Below are 19502 nucleotides of genomic sequence, written 5' to 3'. Positions count from 1 at the left end.
GGCGGGCAGAGCATGGCGGGAATCCGGCACCCGCTTGCCGTGGTTCACGGAACGCGGGCCGGATGATACGTGTTGGGAAGGCCAAACAACCAAGGTGTACGGATGACAAAGACCACGATGACCGGACAAGTCGGAATCAGCGCCGAAAGCCTCGCCTCGTCCGCGAAAAAGGCAGCCAAGGGCGGCTTGCCGCCCGTGGACAAGTGGAACCCCGAATTCTGCGGCGATCTGGATATGCGCATCGCGCGGGACGGGACATGGTTCTACCTTGGCACGCCCATCGGTCGGCATGAGCTGGTGAAGCTGTTCTCGTCTATCCTTCGCAAGGACGGGGACGACTATTTCCTCGTGACGCCGGTCGAAAAGGTCGGGATCACCGTCGATGACGCGCCCTTCGTGGCGGTCGATTTCGCGCGCGAGGGCGACGCGCTGCGTTTCGTCACCAACGTCGAGGATGAGGTGCTGGCAGGCCCCGACCACCCGATCCGCGTGGTCCGCGACCCGGAAACCGGCGAGCCGTCGCCCTACGTCAACATCCGCCGCAACCTTGAAGCCCTGATCGACCGCAAGAGCTTCTACCGGCTCGTCGAGATCGGGGAACATGCCGACCACGAGGGCGAAAGCTGGTTCGGCCTGCGTTCGCAAGGCGCGTTCTTCCCGATCATTCCAAGCGCGGAACTTCCCTGAGCCTTAGTCCCGCTTGGCGTATCCGTTCAGGTAAGCGTCGATCTTGTCACCGTTCAGGGTCATCTCGATGTTCCCGAAATTCGTGCCCGTGATCCTCACGCCGTCGGCGTCCGCGCCGGTCAGGAAGCCATAGATCGGGGCGTCGATGTCGATGTCGGTATCGTCGCCGGTCAGGTTGCCCGAAAGCCGCGTGTTGATGTGCTGATCGGTGATCGTCGTCTCGGCGATCTCCAGCGCGCCGGTCAATATCGCCAATGCGTCGGCATTCGTCGCTTCGACGGCGGTGGTCTTCGCCTGTTCGGGCGTTAACGCGCGGTCGGTCAGAAGCGACTCGAACCCCGCGAATTTCGGGTCGTAGACCGGGATGCGCCCCGCGTTCTCCACCCGCCCGGAAATGGTGCCGCTCGACGCCGAGAACGCGGCTTCCAGCGTCATCGAGGCGAGCATCAGGTCGTGGTCCGTCGCGCCCGGTCGGGTCATGTCGAGGTACATCCCACCCGTGTAGGTGGCCGTCCCGCTGGTGGGCAAAGTCGCGGTCTGGTCGGATTCGTCGGTCGCCAGAATCGCGGCGGTGTAGGCGAAGGCAAAGGCTTCGATCCATCCTTCGTCGTTGCCGACGCCCGTCGTCGACGCGATGGTGCATCCACACAGGGACAACGCGGAAACAGGCCAGACCAGATACGACCTGAAAGTCGTCAAGTAACGCATAACGAATCCCCTAAGTGTCCTAATCATTACATTGATGCACAGAACCCGCGATGCGGCCAGAAATACTCTGCATCCGCGAACACGCTCTTGGGGTGAAGATGGTTCGGGTCAGCGGGCGACCGCGATGCTCTCGAACCACCCGATCAGGGTTTCGCCGTTCCTCGTCGCGCTGAACAGACTCCCGATACTCGGATCGAGCGTGCGGCCATGCGTGTCGTTCACCGCGACCACTTCGCCTGAGTTTCCAAGGATGTTGCCCTGCAAGACCCCGTCAAAGGTCGTCTCGCCGCCCGCGCCATGTTCGACCGATCCCGAGGCGCTCGCGAAGAAAACACCGTTCTGCACGGGTGTTTCGGCCAAGGTGATCTGGCCTGAGACCGCTTTCGCAGGCCGCAAGGCCGCAGTGATCCTTGCGCGTGCGGCCTCTGTGTCGACGCAATACCCGCCGCACGAGACGTTGCTGTCGACCGGGTCTTCGTAAACCCCGAGGTTTTCCAGCACGAGAAAACCGGACACTTCCCCTGAAATGCGCCCTCCCGTGGATGAGAACGCGGCGTTGTAGGTCGCAAGCCCGACGTAAAGGTCTTTCGTGTTTCGGTTCGGATCGACCGCACTGACTTCGGCGATCCCTTCATACCGTGCCGTGCCGGAGGCGGGGACATTGGCCACTTGCTGATCGACCGTTGCGTAGAAGTAGGCGCGTTGGGCGTCGACCCAGACATCTGCGTGTCTGGACCCCATGCATCCGGTCAGGATGGTCAACACCGCCATCGACAGGAGCAACCGAAATGAACTCATGGACAAACCCTCAACAATCGTTCTGAGGGTGGCGTATCAATGCTGCCCGATCAAGCGCCGAGCCTGCATGCGCCATCAGTCCTTGAGCGTGGCTTCCAGAAACCGCTCGAAATCGTCGAGGTTCACCGGCTCGAACTGTCCGAACCCCTGCATCCAGACGCTCGCCGCCTTCAGCGCACCGGGTTCCAGCTTGCACCACGTGACCCGCCCGAGTTTTTCCTGACTGATGAGGCCAGCGGCGGTCAGGATTCGCAGGTGCTTGGAAATCGCGGCCAGCGACATGTCGAAGGGTTCGGCCACGTCCGTCACCGCCATGTCGTCCTCGAGGAGCATGGTCAGGATCGCCCGTCGCGTGGGATCGGCCAGCGCGGCGAAGGTGAGGTCGAGCTTGTCATTCACGTTATGGGCGTAGGTCGCGCGGCGGCTTTGGTCAATGCACTTGGCGGGCGGGGGTGTTCCCCGCCCACCCGTGGGATCACTTTCGGGACAGCGACAAAAGGATACCGAACCGATCCTGACCGCCCTGGTCGAAGCTCAAGCCGTCGTCAGAACTCCCATAGACCGCCAGGTATTCGGCACCGTCGCCCATGAAAGCGCCGCTCGTCTGGCCTGACAGATCGGTCACGCGCGTTCCGCTCGTCAAAGTGCCGTCGGTCGCGAACGTCAAGAAAGATGGGTCGTATTCGCCGCGCGCGGTCAGGATAACTTCGCCGTCGACGACCGATGCGTTCTGCATAATGCTCTTCAACGCGCGTTCCTGTTCCGCCGTCGTATCGGCGCTGGCGTATGCGTTCAGCACCTGCTCCAGTTCCTGAACGCTCAGATCCTCGCGAACCACGAAGTTCTGGAGCTTGCCGTCAATGTCGGCCTCGTACCCGGTGAACCGCGCTTCATAGGTCGATGTCCCCGCGAATAGATCCTGTCTCGTGGTCGCCTGATTGCCGACCGCGATCGTGGCCTGACCCTCGTATGTCGCCGTCCCCGAAACCGGCATGTCGTAAGTTGCGTCCGCGTAGAGCGCGCCCTCCGTCGCTTCGGACGCAGCATAGTAGGCATCGAGCCTTGCATCACGCAGACCGGCGGCATCCGACGACATCTGACACCCGGCGAGCAGGATGATGGGCCCTATGAGGGCACCGTATTTTCCGAATTTCATTATTTTCCCCTTCTGGTTCCGACGTCAGGTCGGAGCCAGTACCGATACTAGGCGTCTTGAAAGTAAGCAACTATTTAATTTTATTGGACAATTTCGTACAAGTGGGTCGATTTCGAGTGAGTATCCTGAGCGGCGCAGCTACGAAATGCCGATTGGCCTGAAGCCCATCCGGTTGCGGGCCGGGACCGTCTTGATCGGTTGCGGTCGAGCACGATCAACCAAAAGGTTGAATATGCCCGGACGCACCAAACGGTCCGCCTGCGCGGGGACGCGCGCGCCATTTCGGATTCTCGATATTGGAAAAAGTCAACCATTACAGATGCTTAACTCCATTTCCCGCGAACCGTTCCGGCGTTGACTCCTCACGTCCCACGGATTAGCAATCCGGCAACTCTTCGAAGGGGGCAAATCCGACTTGGCGAACCCGCTGGACGATCTTCCGAAAGACCGCCTGAAGGCGCTCGAGGACCGGATCGCATCGCGAAAGCCGAAGGCCGAGGATAGCCCCCACCAGAAGAAGGACTATGCGATAGCGAACCTCGCCTGGCGCATGGTGATCGAATTGGTGGCCGGTCTGGGGATCGGTTTCGGGATGGGATACGGGTTGGATTACCTGTTCGGCACTCTGCCCCTGTTCCTCGTCATATTCACGCTGCTCGGGCTGGCAGCCGGCATCAAGACGATGCTGAACTCGGCCCGGGAGCTTGGGGAAAAACAAGCGGCCAAGGCCGCAGATGGTAAGGAAGACGCTCGTGGCGACTGAAGCACATGGTGAGGAAGGCGGCCTGGTATTCCACCCGCTGGACCAGTTCATCGTTAAACCGCTGTTCGGTGAGGCGGGTGATGCGGTTCATTGGTACACGATCACCAACGTGACCCTCTGGATGGCGCTGGCCGTCATCGCCATCGTCGCCCTGTTCGTCTTCGGCTCGCGCGGCCGGGCCATCGTGCCGACCCGCACCCAGTCGATCGGCGAAATCCTTTACGGCTTCACCTACAAGATGGTCGAGGATGTGGCTGGCAAGGATGCGGTCAAGTTCTTCCCCTACATCATGACCCTGTTCATGTTCATCCTGTTCGCGAACTACCTTGGCCTTCTGCCGATGTCCTTCGCGACCACCTCGCACATCGCGGTGACCGCCGTGCTCGCGCTGGCCGTGTTCCTGACCGTGACCATCGTCGGTTTCGTCAAGAACGGCGCCAAGTTCCTGGGTCTCTTCTGGGTCTCGTCGGCGCCGCTCGCCCTGCGCCCGATCCTCGCGATCATCGAGCTGATCTCGTACTTCGTGCGCCCCGTCAGCCACTCCATTCGTCTGGGCGGCAACATCATGGCCGGCCACGCCGTCATGAAAGTGTTCGCGGGCTTCGCCGCCGTCGCGGCCATCTCGCCCTTCGCCGTGGTGTCGATCACCGCCATCTACGGGCTCGAAGTGCTCGTGGCCGGTGTTCAGGCCTACGTCTTCACGATCCTGACCTGCGTCTACCTGCACGACGCGCTGCACCCGTCGCACTAATCCAAGGACAACGGGGGCTCAGGCCCGCTTAACCCAAGAATATCAACTCGAATTCCATCGTAAGGAGAAACATCATGGAAGGCGATATCGCACAACTCGGTCAATTCATCGGCGCTGGTCTTGCTGGCATCGGTTCGGGCGCTGCCGCCATCGGCGTGGGCCACGTGGCTGGTAACTTCCTCGCCGGCGCTCTGCGCAACCCGTCGGCTGCCGGCGGCCAGACCGCCACGCTCTTCATCGGCATCGCCTTCGCGGAAGCTCTGGGGATCTTCTCGTTCCTCGTCGCGCTTCTGCTGATGTTCGCCGTCTGATCCTGCCGAACCATCCTTACGACCGGTGGGGTCGGCACTAGCCGATCCCACCGAAGTATTCAGGGTTCCAGGAGGACACGATGGCAACTGAAACAGAAAACGGCGTAGCCGACGCGGCGCATGGCGCAGCCGAGGCCAGCGGTGCTGGTATGCCGCAGCTCGAGTTCTCGACCTTCGGGAACCAGATCTTCTGGCTCGTCGTCGCGCTCGTCATCATCTTCTTCGTGCTCTCCAAGATCGCGCTGCCGCGCATCGCGGGGGTTCTGGCGGAACGTCAGGGCACGATCACCAACGACCTCGCCGCAGCCGAAGAGCTGAAGCAGAAGGCCGTTGACGCCGAAGAGGCGTACAAGAAAGCACTGGCCGACGCCCGTGCCGAGGCGAACAAGATCGTCGCCGACGCCAAGGCCGAAATCCAGTCGGACCTCGACGCCGCTCAGGCCAAGGCCGATGCGGAAATCGCAGCCAAGACAGCCGAGTCGGAGAAAGCCATCTCCGAAATCCGTGCGGGTGCGCTGGAAAGCGCGACCGAGGTGGCAAAGGACACGACCAAGGAAATCCTCGCCGCGATGGGCTTTTCGGCAGATGCCAAGACCGTCGACGCCGCGGTTTCCGAACGGATCAAGGGGTAAGGCCATGAAGAAACTTCTGACCCTTCTCCCCCTCGTCGCCGCCACGCCCGCGCTGGCCGCGACCGGCCCGTTCATCTCGCTCGGCAACACCGATTTCATCGTGCTGCTGGCGTTCATCCTGTTCGTTCTCGTGCTGGTCTACTTCAAGGTGCCCGGCATGATCGGCGGGATGCTCGACAAGCGGGCGGACACGATCAAGGCCGAACTCGAAGAAGCCCGCGCCCTGCGGGAAGAAGCGCAGACCATCCTCGCCTCCTATGAGCGCAAGCAGCAGGAAGTGAAGGATCAGGCCGCGCAGATCGTGGAACATGCCAAGACGGAAGCCGCCGAGGCTGCCGAACAGGCGAAGATCCAGATCGCCGAGTCGATCAAGCGCCGCCTTGCCGGTGCGGAAGAGCAGATCAAGTCGGCCGAAGCCGCCGCGATCAAGGAAATCCGCGACACCGCCATCGCCGCCGCCATCGGCGCGTCGAAAGAGGTGATCGCCAAGAAGATGACCGCGACCGAGGCGAACAAGCTGATCGATGCGTCGATCGGCGAGGTCGAAGCCAAGCTTCACTGAGCTTCACACGCGATGATTTGGAAAACCCGGGCCACGCGCCCGGGTTTTTCGTTTTCGGGCCTAGCGTTTGACGGGCGCGCGCGTATCGCCCCACCCATTCACAAGGCAGCGCGCCCGAATGGTCAGGGCGCCATCCGGCACCTCCGACAGCGTGAGGCTGCGGGTAAAGGGCTGCTCGTCCACATGGGGGTGCACCAGTTCCCGGATGCCCAGCGAGGTGCCATCCGGCCCGAACACCTCCCATGCATCGGCATAGTGATCCCAGCCTTCGTCCGGGTGGCTCAGGGTCACGTTGACCGTCGTCCCCTCAAGCCACGCGCGTTCGATCACCGGCACGTCGGCCAGCGCGGGCAGGGGGATGAGGGCAAGGATCAGCGCGGGTTTCATTAGGGGTCCGGGGTCATCAGGGTCTTGCGGGAATTCGATGCGAACTCCCGCCGCCAGAGGACCACGAAGGTGATGACGGTTGCAATCAATAGTGCGAGAGGTCCCAAGAGCCACGCCAGCGCCGCCATCGCGAAATAGACGGCCCTGAGGCCCCGGTTGTAGCTGCGGGCCGCGTTGATGTTGATTTCGGCGGCCTTCTCGGCGCGCGGGTAGGCGTCGGGATCGTTCGGGTCGTTGGGCACGCTCGCCATGACGATGGCGTTGTAGCCGAACAGCCGATGCGACCAGACGAACGCCAGAAACCCGGCGGTCACGAAGAGCAGCACGAAGAGGATCTTGATCTCCCACACGATCTGCGGGGCTTGGGCGTCGATCAGGTCTTCGGCCACGTTGCCCAGACGTTCGGCATTGCCCAGAAGCGCGAGGCCAGAGCCGATGGCGATCATGCAGGCCGAGGCGAAGAACGTCGTGCCCTGCCGGAGCGACGACAGCACCGAGGCATCGAAGATGCGCGGTTGACGGGTCACGAACTGCTTCATCCAGTCATGACGATACTGACGCATGACCCGGCCCATCGACGGGCGGTGATCCGGCGAATGTTCGATCAGCCAGCGGATGCCGATCCAGGCCATGAGGAGTGACGCCACGGCCACGCCGTCGAGCCAGGAAAACGCGGCGAGAACCTCGGCCACCGTTCCCATCGGTCAGAACGGCTTGGCCACGACGGCCCAGAGGATCGCGATGACGACGAGGACCGAAAGTTCATTGAAGATGCGCAGGTACTTGTCCGATTGCTCGAACGATCCGCGCTGCGCCTTGATGACGAGCCGTCCGGTCCAGACGTAGTGAACCGCAAGCAGGGCGACGAGGCCGAGTTTCAGCCAGACCCAGCCGGGAAACCCCTGATCCCACGCCATCCAAAGCCCGGTGATCGCCGCGATCACGCCGAGCCCGGCGGAAAAGCGGTACAGGCGGAAAGTCAGGTCGCCAATCGGTCCCTGCGCCGTGTGCCGGTCCCAGTCGCGCTTCCAATAGATGATCGCGCGGGGAACGGCGAAAATCGACGTCATCCAGCCCATGACGCAAAGGATATGTATGATCTTGACCCAAACCATGATGCGAGATGACCCGACATCCGATGCGAGCGCAAGGGCGATACACGGGTTTGCGTCGGTGCCGTGCGGGCCGTATTACGGTTCGGGACAGGGAGGTGCGCCATGCAGATGCCAGAACCGCGCGAGGACATCCTCGCCCGAAAGGACCGGATCGTATCGCGCTTGCGCGAGGTGTTGCCCGCCGACGCCGTGATCGACGACGGGATCGAACTCAAGGCATATGAATGCGACGCCCTGTCGGCCTATCGCTGCCCGCCGATGTGCGCGGTCCTGCCCACCTCGACCGCCGAGGTGAGCGCGGTGATGAAAATCTGCCATGCCGAGGGCGTTCCGGTGGTCCCGCGTGGCTCCGGCACCTCGCTCGCCGGTGGGGCGCTGCCCACGGCGGACAGCGTGATCCTTGGGGTGGCGCGGCTGGCGGACGTGCTAGAGGTCGACTACGCCAATCGGTTCATCCGGGTCGAGGCCGGGCGCACCAACCTTTCGGTCACGGGCGCGGTGGAGGCGGACGGGTTCTTCTACGCCCCCGATCCGTCAAGCCAGCTCGCCTGCGCGATTGCGGGAAATATCGCGATGAACTCCGGCGGGGCGCATTGCCTGAAATACGGGGTCACGACCAACAACCTGATGGGCGTGACGATGGTGATGGCCGATGGCGAAGTGATCGAGATCGGCGGCGCGCATCTGGACGCGGGCGGGCTTGACCTTTTGGGCCTCGTTTGCGGGTCCGAGGGCCAGTTGGGCGTCGTGACCGAGGCGACGCTGCGTATTCTCGCCAAGCCGGAAGGGGCGCGGCCCGTGCTGATCGGTTTCGACTCGAACGTCGTCGCGGGCGCCTGTGTGTCGGACATCATCAAGACGGGCATCGTGCCGGTCGCCATCGAATTCATGGACCGCCCCTGTATCGAGGCGACCGAGGCTTTCACCGGCGCGGGCTATCCCGATTGCGAGGCGCTGCTCATCATCGAAGTCGAGGGCAGCGAGGCCGAGATCGACGACCAGCTGTCGCGCATCATCGCCATCGCCGAACGCCACGACCCGGTGGAGGTGCGCCAGTCGGCTTCGCCCGAGCAGAGCGCCAAGATTTGGCTCGGGCGCAAGTCGGCCTTCGGCGCGATGGGGCAGATCAACGATTACATGTGCCTCGACGGGACGATCCCGGTCAGCGAATTGCCGCATGTGCTGGGCCGGATCGGGGAGTTGTCGGATCAATACGGGCTGAAGGTCGGCAACGTGTTTCACGCGGGCGACGGCAACATGCATCCGCTGATTCTCTACAATGCCAACACCCCCGGCGAGCTTGAGAAATGCGAGGCGATGGGCGCGGATATCCTGAAGCTCTGCGTCGAGGTGGGCGGCTGCCTGACCGGCGAGCACGGGGTCGGGATCGAAAAGCGCGATCTGATGAGGGTGCAATACACGCCCGAGGATCTGGACATGCAGATGGCGGTGAAGGACGTGTTCGATCCGGGGTGGCTCCTGAACCCGGCCAAGGTCTTTCCGCTCGACGTGAGCGCGGCGCGGCGCGGATAGATTTCGCCCGGGCTTGGGCCCGGTCGACCCGGTCGGGGGGCCAGCCCCCCGAACCCCCCGAGGTTTTTTGAAACAGAGAAGATGATGCGGATCGAGAGTGAGACGGACCTCGCGGAGGCGGTGAAGGGGGCGAACGGGCCGCTGCGGATCAAGGGCGGTGGCACGCGCGACGTGGGCGCGCCGGTCGTCGGCGAGGTTCTGGAGGTCGGGATCGTTGGCGTGACGCTCTATGAACCGGGTGCGTTGACGCTGGTGGTCGGGGCCGGGACGCCGCTGGCCGAGATCGAGGCGCTTCTGGAGGCCGAGGGGCAGAGGTTGGCGTTCGAGCCGATGGATCATCGGGTGCTCTTGGGCACCTCGGGCGTGCCGACCATCGGCGGGGCGGTCGCGGCGAACGTGTCGGGGCCACGGCGCATCCAGTCGGGCGCGGCACGCGATTTCACGATGGGCGCGCGGTTCGTCGATGGCGCCGGGCGCATCGTGAAGAACGGCGGGCGGGTGATGAAGAACGTCACAGGCTACGATCTGGTCAAGCTCATGGCCGGGTCCTGGGGCACGCTCGGGGTTTTGAGCGAAGTGAGCCTGAAGGTGCAGGCGCGGCCCGAAGTGCAGGCCTCGCTCGTCGCCGAGGGGCTTTCGTCCGCTCAGGCGGTGGGGAAACTGTCCGCCGCGTTGGGATCGCCCTTCGACGTCACCGCGGCGGCGCATCTGGTGGGCGGGCGCACGCAGGTGCGGCTCGAAGGGCTGGCGGGTGCGGTCGCTTACCGGACCAAGGCGTTGCAGAACGGGGCACTCGCCGGGTTCGAACTGGTCGAGGGGGCCGCGAGTGCGGCGCTCTGGGCCGAGGTGCGCGACGTGGCGCCCTTTGCCGGGACGGATGCGGCGGTGTGGAAAGTCAGCGTGAAGCCGGGGGATGCGCCGAGGCTTCTGGACGCTCTCGGCGCACGGGTGAGCGATGCGATCCTCGACTGGGGCGGGGGGCTCATGTGGCTTGCGGTGCCGGAGGCGGGGGACTGCGGCGCTGAGGTGTTGCGGGGTGAGATCGCGCGGCTCGGTGGGCATGCGACGCTGGTGCGCGCGCGTGCCGAGACTCGGGCCGCCGTGCCGGTGTTCCAGCCGGAGCCTGCGCCCATCGCGGCGCTGAATCGGCAGATCAAGACGAAATTCGATCCCCGGGGCATTCTGAACCCCGGTCTGATGGGGGTTTAGGTGCAGACGTTTTTCTCGAAAGAGCAACTGACCGACCCCGGCATCGCCCGGTCGAACGAGATCCTGCGCGCCTGTGTGCATTGCGGGTTCTGCACCGCGACCTGTCCGACCTATCAGGTGCTTGGCGACGAGTTGGACAGCCCGCGCGGGCGCATCTACCTCATCAAGGATATGCTGGAGAGTGGGCGGCCCGCCGACGAGAAGACGGTCAAGCACATCGACCGGTGTCTGTCCTGTCTGGCCTGCATGACGACCTGCCCGTCTGGCGTGCATTACATGCATCTGGTGGATCATGCGCGGGCGCATATCGAGAAAACCTATAAGCGGCCCCTCATGGACCGTGTGCTGCGCTGGACGCTGGCGCGCATCCTGCCTTATCCGGGGCGGTTCCGGCTCGCTCTGTTGGGTGCGAAGATCGGCAAGCCGTTTCGCAGGTTCGTGCCCGACGCGCGGCTCAGGGCGATGCTGGCGATGGCGCCCAAGCAGATCCCGCCGGTCAGCCGCAACGACGACGCGCAGGTGTTTCCGGCAACGGGGCCGCGCAAGAAGCGCGTCGCGCTGATGACGGGCTGTGCGCAGCGGGCGCTGGATACGGATATCAACGACGCGACGATCCGGCTGCTTCGCCGTCTGGGATGCGACGTTGTGGTGGCCAAGGGGCAGGGCTGCTGCGGGGCGCTGACGCACCACATGGGCAAGGAGGCCGAAGCGCATGGGACGGCGGCCAGGAACATCCGCGCCTGGGTGGCCGAGATGGACGGCGAGGGGCTGGACGCCGTGGTCATCAACACCTCGGGCTGCGGGACGACAGTCAAGGATTACGGCCATATGTTCCGCACGACGGACATGGCGGAGGAAGCGGCGCGGGTGTCGGGGATCGCGATGGATGTCTCGGAACTGCTCATGCAACTCGATCTGCCCGAGGGCACGCAAGACATGCGCGTGGCCTATCACGCGGCCTGTTCGCTTCAGCATGGCCAGCAGATCAAGACCTACCCCAAGGACCTGCTGAAACGCGCCGGGTTCGAGATTGTCGAGCCTGCCGACAGTCACCTGTGCTGCGGCTCGGCGGGAACGTATAATCTGATGCAGCCAGAGATCTCGGGCAAGCTGAAGGAGCGCAAGGTGCGCACGCTCATGGCGAAAAGGCCTGAGGTGATCGCGGCGGGCAACATCGGCTGCATGATCCAGATCGGGAGCGGCGCGGACGTGCCGGTGGTGCATACGGTCGAGCTTCTCGATTGGGCGACGGGCGGGCCGCGTCCGCGCAAGATGGCAACAGACTGAGGTGCGCCGCGCGCCGGGCCACATTTTCGCCCTAAACCCCCGGTAGCCCGAACCTCGACCCGAATTGCAGGCCGAGGTTCACCGATGATCCGATTGTTCGCCGCCCTCATGGCGTTTTTCGCAGCGATGCCCGTGGCCGCGGATCCGTCGGAACTGCGCGCGCTGATGACGGCGAACGACAGCAAGGGGTGGGAAGCGGTCGGGCGGCTCAATATCGCGGGCGAGGCGTTCTGCACCGGGGCGCTGATTTCGGAAACGCTCGTGCTGACGGCGGCGCATTGCGTCTACAACGCCGATACGGGCGAACGGTATCCGGCGAACAGCATCGAGTTTCTCGCAGGCTGGCGCAACGGGCGCGCGGTCGCCTATCGCAGCGTGCGCCGCTACGTCGTGAACGAGGCGTATGATTTCGCGGGTGAGGACAACACCCGGCGCGTGGCGAACGACATCGCGCTTCTGGAACTCGACCAGCCGATCCAGAAAACCAACGTGGCCCCCTTCGCCGTGGGCGACTGGCCGCGCAAGGGCGATGAGGTCGGTGTCGTGTCTTACGCCTTCGACCGGGCCGAGGCCCCGTCGATACAGGAGACGTGCAAGGTGCTGGGTCGTCAGGGCGGATCGCTCGTCATGAATTGCGACGTGGATCACGGATCTTCCGGTGCGCCGATCTTCATGATCCAGTGGAACCGCCCGGTCGTGGTCTCGGTCGTGTCGGCCAAGGCGACGGCGGGTCAGCTTCCGGTGTCACTGGGCACCAGCCTGGGCGAAACGCTCGACACCCTGAAGGTGGCTCTCGCCAATTCGGACGGCATTTTCGTTCATGTCGCGGCCCCGACCGAGGGGGCCGCGCCGGTCGTGGTGCGCCGCGATACGGGCGCGGCGTCGACCGCCAAATTCCTGCGTCCGGGCCACTGATCCGGAACCGTTCGCGCGGGTCTTGAAACCCCGAAAATCCTTCCCCATCTGACTATCACGGGCGCCGATGACCGGGTCCGTATCCCCGCCTGTCCCCTTGGGAAGGCTCAACATTGTTATTGCTCAGATGAGGATGACCATGCGTACGATTGATATGCAGCCGCTCTACCGTGCCACCGTCGGTTTCGACCAGATTGCCGACCTGATGGACCGGGTGTTCACCAACGACGTGAGCCGTGAGAGCTACCCCCCTTACAACATCGAAAAGACCGCCGACGACGGCTGGCGTATCTCGGTGGCCGTGGCCGGCTTCACCGATGAGGAGCTGGGCGTCGAGGTGAAGGAAAAGTCGCTCGTGATTTCGGCGAAAAAGGCCGAAGACGGCGAGCAGAAGACCTACCTCCATCGCGGCATCGCGACCCGCGCGTTCGAGCGCCGTTTCCATCTTGCCGACCACGTCCGCGTGACGGGCGCCGTGCATGAGAACGGTATGCTCCACGTCGATCTTGTGCGCGAAGTGCCGGAAGCACTGAAGCCGCGCCGGATCGAAATCGCGAAAGCGAACGACATCGAGGCGAAAGCCATCGAGGCCTGATCCCGGGCCACATACAAAGGTGCAGACGCGCGGGTTTCGGCCCGCGCGTTTTTCTTTGCGTCGGGTTTGTTTCAAAAACGCCGTGTTCCGATGGCGGTTAGTCACCCATCTTTAACGCGACCCCGGCCATACCCATCCTGCGTGACTATTTTGAGGAGTGGGGTAATGCCATTTGAAAACGCAGGTTTGATACGGGCGTGCCTGAGCGATCTGTATTCGGTCCGGATCGAATTTTCCCGCCGGTTCTACGACCGGTTCTTTGAACAGGTGCCGGAAGCGCGACGCCTGTTCGTCCATAATCAGGACAAGCAGGCGCTGATGCTGTATGCCGCCGTCGCGATGACCATGCGTGGGATGGAGTCCGGTCGCGATCTGGATGGGGAGCTGATCGAGTTCGGCAAACGCCATGCGCGGCTGGGTGTGAAGCAGGATATGTTCCCGATCTTCGGCTCGACCTTTCTGGAAACGCTGATCGAATACCTGCCGCATCACGACCATCCCAAGATCGCGAAGGCGTGGTGGGGCGGTTTCACAGATATGTCCACGCCGATCATCGCCGGCATGATCGCCGAACAGGAGGAGATGATGGCGGACAAGAGGTTGTTCAGGAAGGAGGCCGAAGAATCCGCGGTCATCCGCCTTGGTCGCCGGATGGAGGCGACGATGGACCTTCGGCTGCACTGAAGCGAAACGAGCGGGGCAAAACCCCGCTCGGTCGCCTTGGCCGCACCTCCGACCGCGTCAAGCGCGGGCCAATCCACCGAACGGCCCGCACAGGCTTCAATTGAAGTGGCCCGCGTGCCGCCCCGACCAAAGCCGGGACGCCGCGCCCTTTACGTCTCGGGTTCCCGGACAGCGCAGAAACTTTAGACGGACATGCAGATGTATTTCAGTTCGAGGAAATCCTCGATCCCGTGCTTCGATCCTTCGCGGCCAAGCCCGGACTGCTTCACACCGCCGAACGGGGCGACCTCGGTCGAGATGATGCCTGTGTTCACCCCGACGATGCCGTATTCCAGCGCCTCGGCCACCTTGTAGACCCGGCTGAGATCGCGGGCGTAGAAATAGCTGGCGAGGCCGAAGATGGTATCGTTCGCCTTCTGGATCACATCGGCCTCGTCGGTGAAACGGAAGAGCGGGGCGAACGGACCGAACGTCTCGTCGGTCGCGCAGGCCATGTCCTGCGTCGCGTTCTTGACGATGGTCGGCTGATAGAACAGCCCACCCAGATCGTGCGGCGCGCCGCCGAGGATGATCTCACCGCCCTTGGCGACCGCGTCGTTCTGGTGCTCCTCCACCTTCTCGACCGCCTTCGATGTGATGAGGGGGCCGAGGTCGGTCTCCGGGTCCAGCCCGTCGCCCACCTTGAGTTTGGCGACGGCAGCCGCGAATTTTTCGGCGAAGGCGTCATAAACCCCGTCCTGCACGTAGATCCGGTTGGCGCAGACACAGGTCTGGCCGTTGTTTCTGAACTTGCAGGCGATGGCGCCCTGAACCGCTTCATCGAGGTCCGCGTCGTCGAACACGATGAAGGGCGCGTTGCCGCCCAGCTCCATCGAGCATTTCATGACCTGATCGGCGGCTTGGGCCAGAAGGATGCGCCCGACGCCCGTCGATCCGGTAAAGGTCAGCTTCCGCACGGTCGGGTTCTCGCAGAACTCCTTGCCGATGTCGGACGAGCGCGACGAGGTGACGACGCTGAACAGCCCCGCCGGAATGCCCGCACGTTCGGCCAGCACGGCGAGGGCGAGTGCGGACAGAGGCGTTTCACCCGCCGGTTTGGCCACGAAACCGCAGCCTGCGGCAAGCGCCGGGCCGCATTTCCGCGTAATCATGGCATTGGGGAAGTTCCACGGCGTGATCGAGCCGACGACGCCCACCGGCTGACGAATGACCATAAGGCGCTTGTCCGGCTGATGGCCGGGGATCGTCTCGCCATAGATGCGCTTGCCCTCTTCGGCGAACCACTCGATGAAGGACGCGCCATAGGCGATCTCGCCCTTGGCCTCGGTGATCGCCTTGCCCATCTCCGCCGACAGGATCGCGCCCAGATCCTCCTGGTTCTCCATCATCAGGTTGAACCATGTGCGCAGGATGTTTGCGCGTTCCTTCGCCGTCATCGCCCGCCATCCGGCTTGCGCCGCCTCAGCCGCCGCGATGGCGCGCGCGGTCTCGGCCCGGCCCAGATCGGGGACGGTGCAGATCACATCGCCCCGCGCGGGGTTCGTGACTTGGAATGTGGCGCCATCATCGGCGTCGATCCATTCCCCGGCGACATAGGCTTTGGTCGCCAGAAGCGAGGGGTCTTTCAGAAGTCCGGCCAGATCGGTGGTGTCGCGCGGCATGGCATCCTCCAGTGCTTAACGTGTTAATTGTATCGCTCTAAAGCGAAACGGGGCCTTTGGCAACGCAAGCCGATCTGGACGCGTAGCTCAACCCCCGAAGTCTTCGAGCGCCTCGAAGTCCATGGTTTCGAGGACGGAGAGTACGAGCTCCCGTTCGCCGCCCTCGGCCCGGATCAGAATGCGACCGTCGATCAGCCCGGTGATCTCGTCGTCGTCGACGATGAATTTCTCCCGCCCGATCCGCTCGACCTTCATCCCGAGAAGGGCCGCGTTCTGAAGCATCCCGCCGAATGCTGTGACCATCGGGTTGTCGACCATGATCGAGATCGAGAATTCATCGGACCCGTTGGAATAGGTGCCCTCGGTCCCGACGCCGCCGCCCAGCATCGCCATTCCCGTGCCGACGTCCGTGTCGACCTCGACCGTATAGCCCGCGGGCGGCTCCGGCAGGAACTGCTCCAGCGCGGTCGTCTTCATCGCCCGCATCAGCGACTTGGCGTAGTCCAGTTCCTCGATGGCATAGTCGATGTCGCCCTCCTCATAGGCCTGAAGGGCCGAGGACAGGGTGTCGGTCACTTCATCGGCAAGAAGCGGGGTCGCGGCAAGGGAAAGGGCGGCGGCGAACGCGGCGATACGGGTCATGGTGTCCTCCGAATGACTGGCTGAAATCGCGAGGAGTGTCGGCGCATATCGGCGTCCGGTCAATCGCCGCCGAAACGCGCGGCCCAGGTGGGCATCACGTCGCCCGGTTGCGCGGATGCGGTATAGACCGCGCGCGCAATGGCACGGGCAAGACAGGTGGCGGCCGCATGACCGATGTGCATCAGGTCGATGTCGGGACTTGCAAGCGCGCGCGCGCCGGTGGCGGCGGCGAAGACGAGGTCACCGTCATGCGGCGTGTGACTCGGATGGATCGCGCGCGCCATTCCGTCGTGGGCCGCCGTTGCCATGCGGGTGGCCTGCGCCTGTGTTAGAGCCGCGTCCGTGGCCACGATGGCGATGGTCGTCGCCGTTCGGGGGGTCAGCTTCGTGACCGGCGTTTCGCCCGGGTCGAAGCCGGTGACAGGTCCGCGCGCCCCGAATTCACCGTCGAATTCCCAGGGGCTGGCCCAGAACTGGCCCTGTGGCCCCACGACACCGCCCACCGGGTTCGCCGCGACCAGCGCCCCGACCGTCACCCCGTTGTCCAGCACGAGCGAGGCCGACCCGAGCCCGCCTTTCAGGTCCGCCGTCAAGGCCCCCGTGCCCGCGCCTTCGCTGCCCAGAGAGAAGTCCTCACGCGCGGCCTGGTAAGCTGCGCGCCCCAGTGCCTTGTAAGGGTTCTCGCCCCAATCCTTGTCTCCGCCATTGATGAGGTCGAACAGGATCGCGCCCGGAACGATCGGCACGTTCACCGGCCCGACGAAGAACCCACGCCCTGCCGCGCGCAGCGCATCCGCCACGCCCGAAGCCGCATCCAGCCCGAAAGCCGAGCCACCCGATAGCACAAGCGCGTCGACCTCCTGCACCGTTTTGTCGGGGGCGAGCAGGTCGGTCTCCCGCGTGCCCGGCGCCCCGCCCATGACATGCACGCCCGCGACGAAGGGCGTGTCGCCCACCAGCACCGTCGACCCGGTCTTGATCGTGGCGTCGGAGGCGTTGCCGACCCTCAGGCCCGCCACGTCGGTAATCAGGTTTCGCGCTCCGGGTCGCATCGCCGCCCCTTCTCTGTTTCAAAAAACCTCACGGGGGTCCGGGGGTGTGAAACCCCCGGCCCGCGCCACGGGCGTTGCCCTCAGATGCAGCGCCCGCCGTCCACTTCCATCGCCACCCCTGTGACCATGCTGGCCTCGTCCGAACACAGGAAGCAGGCGGCGTTGCCCATGTCTTCGGGCGTTGAAAAGCGGCCCAGCGGGATCGTGGACACGAATTTGGCGCGCATCTCGGGCGTATCCTCGCCCATGAACGACTTGAGGAGCGGTGTTTCACCGGCCACGGGGGCCAACGCGTTCACGCGGATGCCGAAGGGGGCCAGTTCCACCGCCATGGTCTTGGTCGCCGTGATCATCCAGCCTTTCGAGGCGTTGTACCAGTTCAGGTTCGGGCGCGGGCTTAGGCCTGCGGTCGAGGCGATATTGAGGATCGCGCCCTTGCCCGCCGCCTTCATGTCGGGGATGAAAGCGCGGGCCATGAGGTAGACCGATTTCGCGTTCACCGTGAGCACGCGGTCGAATTCGTCCTCGGTGACCTCTTCCATCGGTTTCGGGAGATGGGTAACGCCCGCGTTGTTCACGAGGATGTCGATTTCCCCCAGCGCCGCTTTCACGTCCCGCGCGAAGGCTTCGACCGACGCGGCTTTGCCCACGTCCACGGACAGCGCGACCCCGCCCACTTCCTCCGCGATCGTCTGCGCGGCGTCGAGGTTGATGTCTGCCACGCAGACCTTCGCGCCTTCGGCTGCGAATTTGCGCACGATGCCCGCGCCGAAGCCCGAACCGCCGCCGGTCACGATCGCTGTCTTGTCTTGAAGCCGCATGGTCCTCTCCCGATTTTGCCGCGAGACTGACGCAGGTCAGGGGCGGGGGCAAGTCCACGTGACGCCTGCCAGACCGCCGAACCGCGCGAAGCGGTCGAGCTCCGCGTCGAGCCGTGCGGTGCGCCCTGCGCCCCAGCGCACACCCGGCTCGGGCCAGAAGCCCGTGACGGTCAGCATGCCCGAGGCCTTGTCCGCCTTCACCTCCGTCCGCCCGACGAACCGGTCCCCTTCAAGCAGGGGATAGACGTAGTATCCGTAGACACGTTTGGCCTGCGGCACGAACATCTCGTTTCGGTAGTGAAAGCCGAACAGACGTTCGGTGCGGGCGCGGTCGCGAAACGCGGGGTCGAACGGGTTCACGATACGGATGCGGCTGGTCGGGTCGGCCAGATCGGGCAGGCGGGCGAGGTGCTCGGGGTGCGCAAAGGACCGGGCCACGGTGCCGTCCGCCGCCTCGACCTCGACCGGGACGAGGTCGGCGCGCTCGATCCAGTCACGAGCCTCGGCGGGGCCTGTCGCATCCCAGTAGCGGTTGAGTTCGCTTGCGTTGGCCAGCCCGAGCCGCGCCATGGCCGCGTCATGCAATGCGCCGGCCTGTTCGGCCTCGCTCCGCGCGTGGTCGATCGCGCCCAAGACGCGGTCGCCCAGATCGTAGAACTTGACGAAATTTTCCCGGTGGCAGGTGGCGAGGTCGCCCGCATACCACATCTGGTCCAGCGCCTTTTTGTGCGGCGGGCGCGCCCACATTTCCCGGCTTTCGACCTTGGTGTCGAAGGCATGGGTGGACAGGGCCCCCTCCTCGGCGATGCGGGTGCGGATCGCGTCGATCTCGCCACGTGCGAGTCCTGACTGATACCACGCGCCGCGCGCGGCCTTTGCGCCGAGCCTGCGAAACTGTCGGTGCCAGTCGGGCAAAACCTCGCGCGGGATGAGCGAGGCGTCGTGGGTGAAATGTTCGAACAGCTCTCGTCGCGCCAGATGTCGCCAGACCCGGCCTTCGCGATAGGTCTGGGCGCGGCTCCAGAGGATGTGGTCATGCGCGCGGACCACGTTTCGGATCGTGTCGATCTGGAGAAAGCCCAGATCACGGATGATCGCCATCACGTCCGGCGTCCGCGTCGGCGCGTCGAGCAGACCGTGGGCCGCGAGCCAGAGGCGGCGGGCGTCTCGGTTCGTCAGGCGTGTCGCGATCACGGGGCTTTCCCCCGCTGGCGCGGGCGATCCGTTGCGGGA

Annotated in this window: 24 protein-coding genes; 12 read left to right on the top strand and 12 right to left on the bottom strand. The window is 64.3% G+C overall.

From position 1 onward, the window contains the following. Window positions 1–117: 117 nt before the first annotated feature. Window positions 118–687 carry a DUF1285 domain-containing protein gene (locus FCT00_RS03190; protein WP_138421811.1) on the top strand — a complete coding sequence of 190 codons (570 nt, stop codon included), beginning with the start codon at window positions 118–120 and terminating at the stop codon, window positions 685–687. 3 nt (window positions 688–690) lie between these two features. On the opposite strand, the gene FCT00_RS03185 is transcribed toward FCT00_RS03190, so the two are convergent. The 4 genes from FCT00_RS03185 to FCT00_RS03170 form a co-directional block, all read right to left on the bottom strand. Then, entirely contained in the window at window positions 691–1395 is a 705-nt protein-coding gene (locus tag FCT00_RS03185) for a hypothetical protein (RefSeq protein ID WP_138421810.1), read from the bottom strand. Between the two features lie 108 nt (window positions 1396–1503). Continuing rightward, window positions 1504–2193, bottom strand: coding sequence for a HupA family protein (locus FCT00_RS03180; protein WP_138421809.1), 690 nt, complete (start codon window positions 2191–2193; stop codon window positions 1504–1506). A gap of 75 nt (window positions 2194–2268) precedes the next feature. Next, entirely contained in the window at window positions 2269–2592 is a 324-nt protein-coding gene (locus FCT00_RS03175; RefSeq protein WP_008334031.1) for an ArsR/SmtB family transcription factor, read from the bottom strand. A 76-nt stretch (window positions 2593–2668) separates the two neighbouring features. Then, complete coding sequence (locus FCT00_RS03170; RefSeq protein WP_138421808.1) at window positions 2669–3349, bottom strand: hypothetical protein; 681 nt, start codon at window positions 3347–3349, stop codon at window positions 2669–2671. A 415-nt stretch (window positions 3350–3764) separates the two neighbouring features. Between FCT00_RS03170 and FCT00_RS03165 the strand changes: the two genes are divergently transcribed. From FCT00_RS03165 to FCT00_RS03145, 5 genes are all read left to right on the top strand, one after another. Then, complete coding sequence (locus FCT00_RS03165) at window positions 3765–4112, top strand: AtpZ/AtpI family protein (RefSeq protein ID WP_138421807.1); 348 nt, start codon at window positions 3765–3767, stop codon at window positions 4110–4112. Further along, entirely contained in the window at window positions 4102–4863 is a 762-nt protein-coding gene (locus FCT00_RS03160; RefSeq protein ID WP_008334041.1) for a F0F1 ATP synthase subunit A, read from the top strand. Before FCT00_RS03165 ends, FCT00_RS03160 begins: the two co-directional genes overlap by 11 nt. 74 nt (window positions 4864–4937) lie before the next feature. Beyond that, window positions 4938–5174: a F0F1 ATP synthase subunit C gene (locus FCT00_RS03155; protein ID WP_008334043.1), complete on the top strand. Its 237-nt coding sequence runs from the start codon at window positions 4938–4940 to the stop codon at window positions 5172–5174. A gap of 80 nt (window positions 5175–5254) precedes the next feature. Next, window positions 5255–5806 carry a F0F1 ATP synthase subunit B' gene (locus FCT00_RS03150; RefSeq protein WP_040885150.1) on the top strand — a complete coding sequence of 184 codons (552 nt, stop codon included), beginning with the start codon at window positions 5255–5257 and terminating at the stop codon, window positions 5804–5806. A gap of 4 nt (window positions 5807–5810) precedes the next feature. Continuing rightward, on the top strand, window positions 5811–6368 hold the full coding sequence (locus FCT00_RS03145) for a F0F1 ATP synthase subunit B (RefSeq protein ID WP_008334045.1): 558 nt from the start codon (window positions 5811–5813) through the stop codon (window positions 6366–6368). A 60-nt stretch (window positions 6369–6428) separates the two neighbouring features. On the opposite strand, the gene FCT00_RS03140 is transcribed toward FCT00_RS03145, so the two are convergent. The 3 genes from FCT00_RS03140 to FCT00_RS03130 are packed head-to-tail and all read right to left on the bottom strand — an operon-like array spanning window position 6429 to window position 7870. Beyond that, on the bottom strand, window positions 6429–6755 hold the full coding sequence (locus FCT00_RS03140; RefSeq protein ID WP_138421806.1) for a hypothetical protein: 327 nt from the start codon (window positions 6753–6755) through the stop codon (window positions 6429–6431). After that, a complete protein-coding gene (locus FCT00_RS03135; RefSeq protein WP_138421805.1) occupies window positions 6755–7456 on the bottom strand; it encodes a DUF599 domain-containing protein in 702 nt (233 codons plus the stop codon). Before FCT00_RS03135 ends, FCT00_RS03140 begins: the two co-directional genes overlap by 1 nt. 3 nt (window positions 7457–7459) lie before the next feature. Continuing rightward, window positions 7460–7870: a CopD family protein gene (locus tag FCT00_RS03130; protein ID WP_138421804.1), complete on the bottom strand. Its 411-nt coding sequence runs from the start codon at window positions 7868–7870 to the stop codon at window positions 7460–7462. A gap of 102 nt (window positions 7871–7972) precedes the next feature. On the opposite strand from FCT00_RS03130, the gene FCT00_RS03125 reads away from it, so the two are divergent. From FCT00_RS03125 to FCT00_RS03100, 6 genes are all read left to right on the top strand, one after another. Then, window positions 7973–9403 (top strand): FAD-linked oxidase C-terminal domain-containing protein, encoded by a 1431-nt coding sequence (locus FCT00_RS03125; protein WP_138421803.1) that lies wholly within the window; start codon window positions 7973–7975, stop codon window positions 9401–9403. Window positions 9404–9487: 84 nt separating this feature from the next. Beyond that, window positions 9488–10612 carry an FAD-binding protein gene (locus FCT00_RS03120; protein ID WP_171042869.1) on the top strand — a complete coding sequence of 375 codons (1125 nt, stop codon included), beginning with the start codon at window positions 9488–9490 and terminating at the stop codon, window positions 10610–10612. Next, window positions 10613–11899: a glycolate oxidase subunit GlcF gene (glcF, locus tag FCT00_RS03115; protein WP_138421801.1), complete on the top strand. Its 1287-nt coding sequence runs from the start codon at window positions 10613–10615 to the stop codon at window positions 11897–11899. An 84-nt stretch (window positions 11900–11983) separates the two neighbouring features. Further along, window positions 11984–12814: a trypsin-like serine peptidase gene (locus FCT00_RS03110; protein WP_138421800.1), complete on the top strand. Its 831-nt coding sequence runs from the start codon at window positions 11984–11986 to the stop codon at window positions 12812–12814. 139 nt (window positions 12815–12953) lie between these two features. After that, window positions 12954–13409, top strand: a complete 456-nt coding sequence (locus FCT00_RS03105) for an Hsp20 family protein (protein ID WP_040885152.1) — start codon at window positions 12954–12956, stop codon at window positions 13407–13409. A 165-nt stretch (window positions 13410–13574) separates the two neighbouring features. Continuing rightward, window positions 13575–14093: a globin domain-containing protein gene (locus FCT00_RS03100; protein ID WP_171042868.1), complete on the top strand. Its 519-nt coding sequence runs from the start codon at window positions 13575–13577 to the stop codon at window positions 14091–14093. 182 nt (window positions 14094–14275) lie between these two features. On the opposite strand, the gene FCT00_RS03095 is transcribed toward FCT00_RS03100, so the two are convergent. The 5 genes from FCT00_RS03095 to FCT00_RS03075 form a co-directional block, all read right to left on the bottom strand. Continuing rightward, complete coding sequence (locus FCT00_RS03095) at window positions 14276–15754, bottom strand: NAD-dependent succinate-semialdehyde dehydrogenase (protein ID WP_138421798.1); 1479 nt, start codon at window positions 15752–15754, stop codon at window positions 14276–14278. A gap of 87 nt (window positions 15755–15841) precedes the next feature. Then, window positions 15842–16396, bottom strand: coding sequence for a hypothetical protein (locus tag FCT00_RS03090; protein ID WP_008334072.1), 555 nt, complete (start codon window positions 16394–16396; stop codon window positions 15842–15844). A 59-nt stretch (window positions 16397–16455) separates the two neighbouring features. Next, complete coding sequence (locus FCT00_RS03085; RefSeq protein ID WP_138421797.1) at window positions 16456–17448, bottom strand: P1 family peptidase; 993 nt, start codon at window positions 17446–17448, stop codon at window positions 16456–16458. Window positions 17449–17528: 80 nt separating this feature from the next. Continuing rightward, window positions 17529–18269, bottom strand: a complete 741-nt coding sequence (locus tag FCT00_RS03080) for a glucose 1-dehydrogenase (protein WP_138421796.1) — start codon at window positions 18267–18269, stop codon at window positions 17529–17531. Between the two features lie 36 nt (window positions 18270–18305). Then, window positions 18306–19463, bottom strand: a complete 1158-nt coding sequence (locus FCT00_RS03075; protein WP_138421795.1) for a winged helix-turn-helix domain-containing protein — start codon at window positions 19461–19463, stop codon at window positions 18306–18308. Window positions 19464–19502: the final 39 nt, after the last annotated feature.

It is taken from the genome of Maritimibacter alexandrii, from assembly GCF_005871115.1.
Classification (GTDB): Bacteria; Pseudomonadota; Alphaproteobacteria; order Rhodobacterales; family Rhodobacteraceae; genus Maritimibacter; species Maritimibacter alkaliphilus.
Note: the sequence above shows the minus strand (reverse complement) of the source record. Positions and strands in the feature narration are given on the sequence as shown.